Origin of the sequence: Pseudomonas sp. AM14(2022) (assembly GCF_036346455.1) — a bacterium.
Taxonomy (GTDB): Bacteria; Pseudomonadota; Gammaproteobacteria; order Pseudomonadales; family Pseudomonadaceae; genus Aquipseudomonas; species Aquipseudomonas putida_A.
In genome coordinates, this window is sequence record NZ_JAOTNY010000034.1 from 1 (window position 1) to 7,850 (window position 7,850).

General features: G+C 59.5%; 5 protein-coding genes and 1 rRNA gene. 2 read left to right on the forward strand and 4 right to left on the reverse strand.

The genetic code is table 11. The annotated features are described in order from the left end of the window. Positions 1-102: 102 nt before the first annotated feature. A 5S ribosomal RNA gene (gene rrf, locus V3W27_RS27980) occupies positions 103-218 on the forward strand. A 65-nt stretch (positions 219-283) separates the two neighbouring features. Here the strand turns inward: rrf and V3W27_RS27985 are convergent. The 4 genes from V3W27_RS27985 to V3W27_RS28000 all read right to left on the reverse strand — a co-directional run bounded on the left by V3W27_RS27985 (position 284) and on the right by V3W27_RS28000 (position 5,629). Further along, positions 284-1,462, reverse strand: a complete 1,179-nt coding sequence (locus tag V3W27_RS27985; protein WP_330208054.1) for a PepSY-associated TM helix domain-containing protein — start codon at positions 1,460-1,462, stop codon at positions 284-286. Positions 1,463-1,539: 77 nt separating this feature from the next. After that, a complete protein-coding gene (locus V3W27_RS27990; RefSeq protein WP_330208055.1) occupies positions 1,540-4,041 on the reverse strand; it encodes a TonB-dependent siderophore receptor in 2,502 nt (833 codons plus the stop codon). A gap of 86 nt (positions 4,042-4,127) precedes the next feature. Next, a complete protein-coding gene (locus V3W27_RS27995) occupies positions 4,128-5,129 on the reverse strand; it encodes a FecR family protein (protein ID WP_330208056.1) in 1,002 nt (333 codons plus the stop codon). Beyond that, positions 5,129-5,629: a sigma-70 family RNA polymerase sigma factor gene (locus V3W27_RS28000; RefSeq protein WP_330208057.1), complete on the reverse strand. Its 501-nt coding sequence runs from the start codon at positions 5,627-5,629 to the stop codon at positions 5,129-5,131. Before V3W27_RS28000 ends, V3W27_RS27995 begins: the two co-directional genes overlap by 1 nt. 311 nt (positions 5,630-5,940) lie before the next feature. Here V3W27_RS28000 and V3W27_RS28005 point away from each other — a divergent pair, with 311 nt between their 5' ends. After that, complete coding sequence (locus V3W27_RS28005; RefSeq protein WP_027611105.1) at positions 5,941-7,821, forward strand: methyl-accepting chemotaxis protein; 1,881 nt, start codon at positions 5,941-5,943, stop codon at positions 7,819-7,821. Positions 7,822-7,850: the final 29 nt, after the last annotated feature.

A 7,850-nucleotide genomic window follows, 5' to 3' on the forward strand; every position in this document is an offset into this window, starting at 1 on the left:
AATTCCGAAACCCCAATTGCGAAAGCAGTTGGGGTTTTGTTTTAGTAGAAGTCACCGATTTTGCTGGCACGTTACCGTGTTGACGAGCCAGATACAGAATTTCTTGACGACCATAGAGCGTTGGAACCACCTGATCCCATCCCGAACTCAGAAGTGAAACGATGTATCGCCGATGGTAGTGTGGGGTTTCCCCATGTGAGAGTAGGTCATCGTCAAGATTAAATTCCAGAACCCCTGTCTGCTAACGCAGACAGGGGTTTTGTCGTTTCAGGGCTCCAAAAACTCAGGCCGCTTTGCGAGCCTTGCTGATGCGCCGGGCCTGCCACTTGCGCCACCAGATGTAGACGCCAGTCCCTGACAGCCCCGCAATCACAACACCCAATACCGCGATGATCACTTGCCCGGTGAAGCCGATGATCCGTCCGCCATGTATCGGTAGTTGCAAGCGGTAAAACCGTTCCCCCAATGTCCCTTCTCCAGCTATTTCCTGTCCTAATAATCGTCCGTCCGTGCCGTGAAAGAACAACCAGGATTTTCCATGCGCTTGAGTGTCATGTTGCCCGAATCCTGCGCCGTAGAAGTTGTACTCAAAGCTGTAATACAACTCCCCGATCGCCGCAGTCAGTCCTAGCCTCTTCCCCTCGACCAATGCCCTTTCGTACGCCTGTTGATAACTCAATTGTGTCACCCCCAACTCCGAGGGAGGCATTCGCCCTCGAGCCTCATAAACGCTCGGCTCGATCGGTGAAAGCAGCGACACCGCCGGTTTGAAGACCTGACTGGGCAAGTTCATCGCGACACTGCTGACCGCAATCGGTAGCAACAACAACCACAGCCACAATCCACTGGCCCGATGCAGATCGAAGTTGAGTCGATAAACGTGGCCGCCCTTGATCTTCCAGGCCGCCGACCACTTTTTCCAGAACGGCTTGCCACGAGGAAACGTCAGCCACAGCGCGATGAAACAATCGATCACCCAGGCGCTGGCAACCAGCCCCATCAACCACAAACCCCAGTTTCCGGGCAGCGTCAGGTTGTAATGAAACTCAAGAATGAACGGAATGAAGTTCTCCCGGGAAAAGCAGCACTCGCCCCAGTAACGTTGGCCTTTCTGCTCGGCACTCACCGGGTCCAGATAGAACACCTGATTGCGCTCATCAAACGGTTTGCCCGTCGTCGGATCGTTACGTGGAACAGCTGCCAATAGCGCGGTATGCCCCAACTCGTCCGGATACTCCATGTACCAGACCTGCAGCTTCGGATGGGTGGTTTGCACAGCCTCGACCAACGCACCTGGAGGCAATCGCTGACCCTCGGCGGACGCCGCATAGAATTGCGGATTCAGCCACTCATCCAGCTCATGATTAAACGCCAGAATGCTTCCGGTAATCCCGGCCAACAGCAAAAACACCGCCGTCGCCAGGCCGATATAGCGATGCAACAACACCAACAATGCGCGCATGAAGATTTCCCCACAAAGACGACAAAGCCAGCCCCTGAGAAATCAGCGGCTGGCTTTTTTATGCACAAGGCAAAGGTTTAGAACTGGTAGCTGACCGTGGCGGCGACGTTGCGCTCTTCGCCCATGTAGCAGAAGTTCAGACTCGCGCAGGAGGCTACGTAGGATTCATTGGTCAGGTTGTTCGCGTTCAGGCGCACGTCGACGCCCTTCAAGCCGACCTTGCCCAGGTCATAACCGATGGATGCGTCGAACAAGGTGTAGGAAGGTACCTTCAGCGTGTTTTCCGCATCCGCCCAGCTGTAACCGACATAACGCACACCACCGCCCAGGCGCAGGCCGTCGAGTGCCGCACTGTCGAATTTGTAGTCCGCCCACAACGACGCCATGTGCCGCGGTGCCTGAGTCGGCGAGTTGCCTTTGTTCTCGATCACATCGGTCGGCGTGCTCAAGGTGCTGACCATCGACTTCGAGTACTCGATATCGGTGAAGGTGTAGCTGCCGAGTACTTTCAGGTTGTCGGTCAACTGCATGTGCGCTTCCAGTTCCAGCCCTTGCGAACGGACAGCGCCTACCGCGCGGTAGAAGTTTTCCTGCGGCAGTTTGGTCGCCAGATTTTCTTGATCAATGCGGAACAGCGAGGCGGTGAACAGGTTGTCGGTGCCCGGCGGTTGATACTTCAGGCCGACTTCCCATTGCGTACCATCGGTCGGTGGCAGAGGATTACCGGCGCTGTCGGCATACGAGTTCGGGTTAAACGATTCGGAGTAGCTGATGTACGGCGCCAGGCCGTTATCGAACAGATACAACGCACCAGCGCGGCCGGTCAGTTTGGTGCGGCGGTCGTTGATTTCCGTGCCCACCGGACGGCCCGCTTCGGCGATACGGTTCTCATCCGACGTCTCGACCCAGTCCTGACGCAGACCCAGCGAGAAACGCCACTGGTCCATCTCGATCAGGTCTTGCAGGTAGACCCCGGTCTGCTCCAGGCGCCGCAGGTAACTGGTGTCGCCGTACATATCGATCGCCGAGTTGCCATAGACCGGGTTGAACGCATTGATCGGCGCCAGACCGCCACTGGTCCAGTCGACCACCGTTTTGCGCCGCTGATAGTCCGCACCCATCAACACGGTGTGCTTGGTAGCTCCGGTGAAGAATTCGGCCTGCAGCATGTTGTCGACGATGAACGCATGCAGACGTTCATCGCCGCCGGTGTAGTAGCGGTTAAGTTCGTTGCTGGTTGGTGTCGTCCAGCCATAGGCGTAAACCTGATCCATGTTCACTTTGGAGTCGAGGTAACGGAAGTTCTGCCGCGCTGTGAAGACATCGTTGAAGCGATGTTCGAACTGATAGCCGAACGATTGCTGATCCCGCGAGTAGCCATCAATCCCCGGCTCACCCTCGAAGAAGTGCGGCGAGATGCGATTGCCGTTGCGCTGATGAATCGTCCCGTCCGCCGGCACGCCGCCGTGGTAGCCGCCATCCGGATCGTGCTGCAGATACGCCTGCAGCGTCAGCGAGGTGTCTTCAGTGAAATCGATGCTCAGCGTCGGAGCGAGGGCGAAGCGTTTTTCCTTGTTGTGGTCGAATTGTGTGTCGGACTGATCCGTCAAACCGGTCAGACGATAGGCAATGCGCTTGTCGTCATCGACTGGGCCGCTGAAGTCAAACCCGACCCCGCGCTGACCTTGGGTACCGACCGTGGCCTGAACCTGATGATAGGCCTCGTACAACGGCTTTTTGCTGGTCAGCGCCACCAGGCCACCGGGCGAACTGCGGCCATACAAGACCGACGATGGGCCTTTGAGAATATCCACGCGCTCGAGGAAATACGGATCGACCTGCATGGTGCTGTAGGTCCCGCTGTCGCCCATCGACTTGAGGCCGTCGAGGTAGATGTTATCCACCGAGCCATCGTTGAAGCCGCGCATCGCCACATAGTCGTAGCGATGGGTCGCCCCGTAAGGGTTGGTCAGCACGCCGGGGGTATAACGCATCGCCTGGGAGACGGTCTGCGAGCCTTGATCGTCCATTTGCTCGCGGGTGACCACGGACACGCTTTGCGAAGTTTCCAGCAACGCGGTACTGGTCTTGGTGGCGATCTGGCTGTGGGTGGCGTTGTAGCCTTCCATGCTACCGAGTGCGTTGCCGAGGGCGAAACCTTTGATATCGGTGGTTGGCAGTGCCAGCGCATCGGTTTCACTGACAGGACGCAGGACGTAGCTGCTGCCGTCCTGGCTGACCGCTTCCAGACCCGAGCCGCCCAGCAAATGGCTCAACGCCTGATCGGTTGAATATTCGCCCTGTACGCCCGGAGACTGTTGTCCCTGTGTTTGCTGCGGAGTCATCGCCAGGGTAATGCCGGCCTGACGGGCAAACTGGTTCAGCGCTTCGCCCAGCGGGCCGGCGCCGATGCTGTAGCGATGACTGCTCGCTTCACTGGCAGGGGCGGCGACGCTCAGGCCGGGCAGCGCACCGGCACCCAGAACGGTGGACAGCAGGGCGGCGCGAACGGCGTGGCGCAGCAGGCCCGATTCGGCAGTGAAATTCAGCGGTTTCTTACAGGTGAGGCGGACAGTCATTGTCGGTTTCCGTGGCAAGTCGCAAAGGCTGAGTTGAAGTGCTTACTGACCAAGCCGGACTTGTCGCGAAAACCCGCCAAATAATTTCAGGCCACCGCCTCGAGTGTGACCCACCATCGGGTGCGATAACGCAATTGCACCGGCAGGGTCTGCGGCAGGATGGCCAGCAGCGTGTCGGTGTCCTCCAGGCGGAACACCCCGGACAGGCGCAAGTCCGCCACCTGCGGCGCGCACGTCACAAAGCCCTGACGATAACGCCCGACTTCATTGAGGAAATCGCCCAGGCGCATATTGCGGGTCACAATCAAACCATCGGCCCACGCGCCCACGTCCATATACAGTGGCGCTGCCGGGCGCACCTGATGATGATCGATCAGATAGGTCTGCCCGGCGAGCGCCTCGACCGAGGTTGCGCCGCTGCGGATGGCGACGCTCCCTGAGCTGACAGTGAGCCGCGTGCAATCGCTGTCCTGACGCAGGATGAAGCGGGCCTTTATCGGCTCATAAATGCCATGACGACTTTGCACGCGAAGTGGCCGGTTGAAAGCCGCGCTTTCATCGTTACCGCCGCATGTGACGATGATTTCGCCGCGAGTGAGTTTGATCAGCCGCTGCTGCGCGGTGTAGTCCAGATCCACTGCGCTGGCAGTGTTCAGCTCGATCCGCGTGCCGTCGGGCAACTGGAACCCGCGACGCTCCCCGGTCGCCGTAGCGTAATCAGCGCGCCACTGCTGCCAGACGGAGGTGTCCTTGGCCAGCCACGCCGCGGAGCCCATCAGCACCGCGCCAGACAGCAGCTTCAAGGCCTGTCGCCGTCCGAGCCCTTGCGCACTGTTTTCCAGCGTATTCAGCGCCACCTGGGCGCCGGGCACTGCGCGCAGGTTGTGGCTCAATTCCGCCTGCAGCGACTGCACGCGCTGCCAGGCCAGTTCATGTTCATGATGTTCGGCGCGCCACGCGTCGCACTGACGACTCATGCGCGCATTGCCATGGTTGTTACGCAGCCGCAGCAGCCAGTGAATGGCTTGCTTGACCACCTGTTGCTGCGGCTCGGCGCGGCGCGCGACTGAGTTGTTATCCACAGGCATCAACTTGCGTACCGCAAGACGTAGCAGTGATACAGCGCATCGGCGACGTAACGTTCGACTGAACGCAGTGACAAGCCCATCTGCGCGGCGATCTGCTTGTGGGTCAAACCTTCGCACTGCGCCAGCAGAAACGCCTGACGGACTTTCGGCCGCAAGCCTTCAAGCATGCGCGCGATGCTCTCGAGCAACTCGATTACCAGCGCGCGGGTTTCGGCGCTTGGGGTTTCGGCTTCGGGCAAAGGGGCGATGGTTTCGAGATAGGCGCGTTCGATTTCTTCACGACGCCAATGATCGATCACCAGGCCACGGGCGATGGTGCGTAAAAATGCGCGAGGCGCCTTGAGTTCCAGGCGTTCGCTGCGCTGCAACAGGCGGACGAAGGTGTCCTGGGCCAGATCTGCGGCATCCGCGGCATTGCCCAGCCGCGCCCGCAGCCAGGCGTTGAGCCAGCCGTGATGACTTCTGTAAAGCGCCTGCACTGCAAACTCAGGTGAGGACATGAACGCGACAGCCCGAACGTCACAAATGATAATTAGTCGCATTTTTATCAGGGGCTGCGAATTTTGCAACCTCCGCTCGGAGATCCAGCAAAAAAACTTCGTGGCGAACGCTCTGGCACGCCGTTCGGCGGGAATCTGACAGAAATGCAGGCCATTTCCCATGCAGCCCTAAGATTTCCGTGAATGGTGCCGACAGACTGGTGAGACATGCGTGCACCAAAGTAGAGCGGCCGTCAGAACGCCGCCTGCGCTGTACATGGAATGTTGCATCCCGGAACGCATCCCCACTTTTGCATAAGAAGTCCCATGAAATGAATCTCAAGTTCAGCCATAAAATCCTGTTGGCCGCCTCGGGCGTCGTGGTCCTGGCTTTCGCTTTGTTCACCCTCTACAACGACTATCTGCAGCGCAACACCATTCGCCAGAACCTCCAGTCGTCCGTACAGCAGGCCGGCGATCTGACCGCCAGCAGCGTGCAGAACTGGATGAGCGGGCGAATTCTGGTGCTGGAAAACCTCGCGCAGAACGTTGCCCATCAGGGCAAGGACGCCGACTTCCCGGGGCTGGTCGATCAACCGGCCTTCACCTCGAACTTCCAGTTCACCTACGTCGGTCAGGCCAACGGAGTGTTCACCCAGCGCCCTGACGCGAAGATGCCCGACGGCTACGACCCGCGTCAGCGCCCTTGGTACAAACAGGCCGTGGTCGCCGACAAAACCATGTTGACCCCGCCATACATGGCGGCGGTCGGTGGTCTGGTCGTGACCATCGCCATGCCGGTGAAAAAGAATGGCGAACTGCTGGGTGTGGTCGGCGGTGACCTGAGCCTGGAAACACTGGTGAAGATCATCAACTCGGTGGATTTCGGTGGCCTCGGTCACGCGTTCCTGGTCAGCGGTGACGGCCAGGTGATCGTCAGCCCGGACAAAGACCAGGTGATGAAGAACCTCAAGGACATCTACCCGAATTCCGGTGTGCGCATCGAGAAGGGCAACCAGAACGTGGTGCTCAACGGCCAGGAACGCATCCTGTCGTTCACCCCGGTCAGCGGTTTGCCGAATGCCGATTGGTACATCGGTCTGTCGATCGATCGCGACAAGGCCTACGCCGCCCTCAGCCAGTTCCGTACTTCGGCGCTGATCGCGATGTTCGTCGCGGTCGCGGCGATTGCGCTGCTGCTGAGCCTGCTGATCAACGTCCTGATGCGTCCGCTGACCACCATGGGCCGCGCGATGCAGGACATCGCTCAAGGCGAAGGCGACCTGACCCGGCGTCTGGTCGTGGCAGGCAAGGATGAGTTCGCCGAACTGGGCAGCGCGTTCAACCAGTTCGTCGAGCGCATTCATGCGTCGATTTCCGAAGTGTCGTCGGCTACCCGTCATGTGCACGACCTGTCGCAACGGGTGATGGCCTCGTCCAACGCCTCGATCATCGGTTCCGACGAACAAAGCGCGCGCACCAACAGCGTGGCCGCCGCGATCAACCAGTTGGGCGCCGCCACTCAGGAAATCGCCCGCAACGCCGCCGATGCGTCGCAGCACGCCAGCGGCGCCAGCGAGCAGGCCGATGACGGTCGTCAGGTGGTCGAGCAGACCATTCAGGCGATGACAGAGCTGTCGCAGAAGATCAGCCTGTCGTGCACCCAGATCGAAACACTCAACGCCAGCACCGACAACATCGGCCACATCCTCGATGTGATCAAAGGCATCTCGCAGCAGACCAACCTGCTGGCGCTCAACGCGGCCATCGAAGCGGCCCGTGCCGGTGAAGCCGGACGCGGTTTTGCGGTGGTGGCGGACGAAGTGCGTAACCTCGCGCATCGCACCCAGGAATCGGCGGAAGAGATCCACAAGATGATCACCTCCTTGCAGGTCGGTTCGCGTGAAGCGGTGACCACCATGAACGCCAGTCAGGCGTCCAGCGAAGAGAGCGTGGAAGTGGCCAATCAGGCCGGTCTGCGCCTGGTCAGCGTGACCCAGCGCATCGGCGAAATCGACGGCATGAACCAGTCGGTGGCCGCGGCGACCGAAGAGCAGACGGCGGTGGTGGAAACCCTCAACGTCGACGTCAACCAGATCAACCTGCTGAACCAGCAGAGCGTGGCCAACCTCAATGAAACATTGAAGGATTGTGATGCGTTGTCGCAGCAGGCCAATCGCCTGAAGCAGTTGGTGGACAGCTTCAAGATCTGATTGTCAGATTCGAGACCGCGTTATCGTTG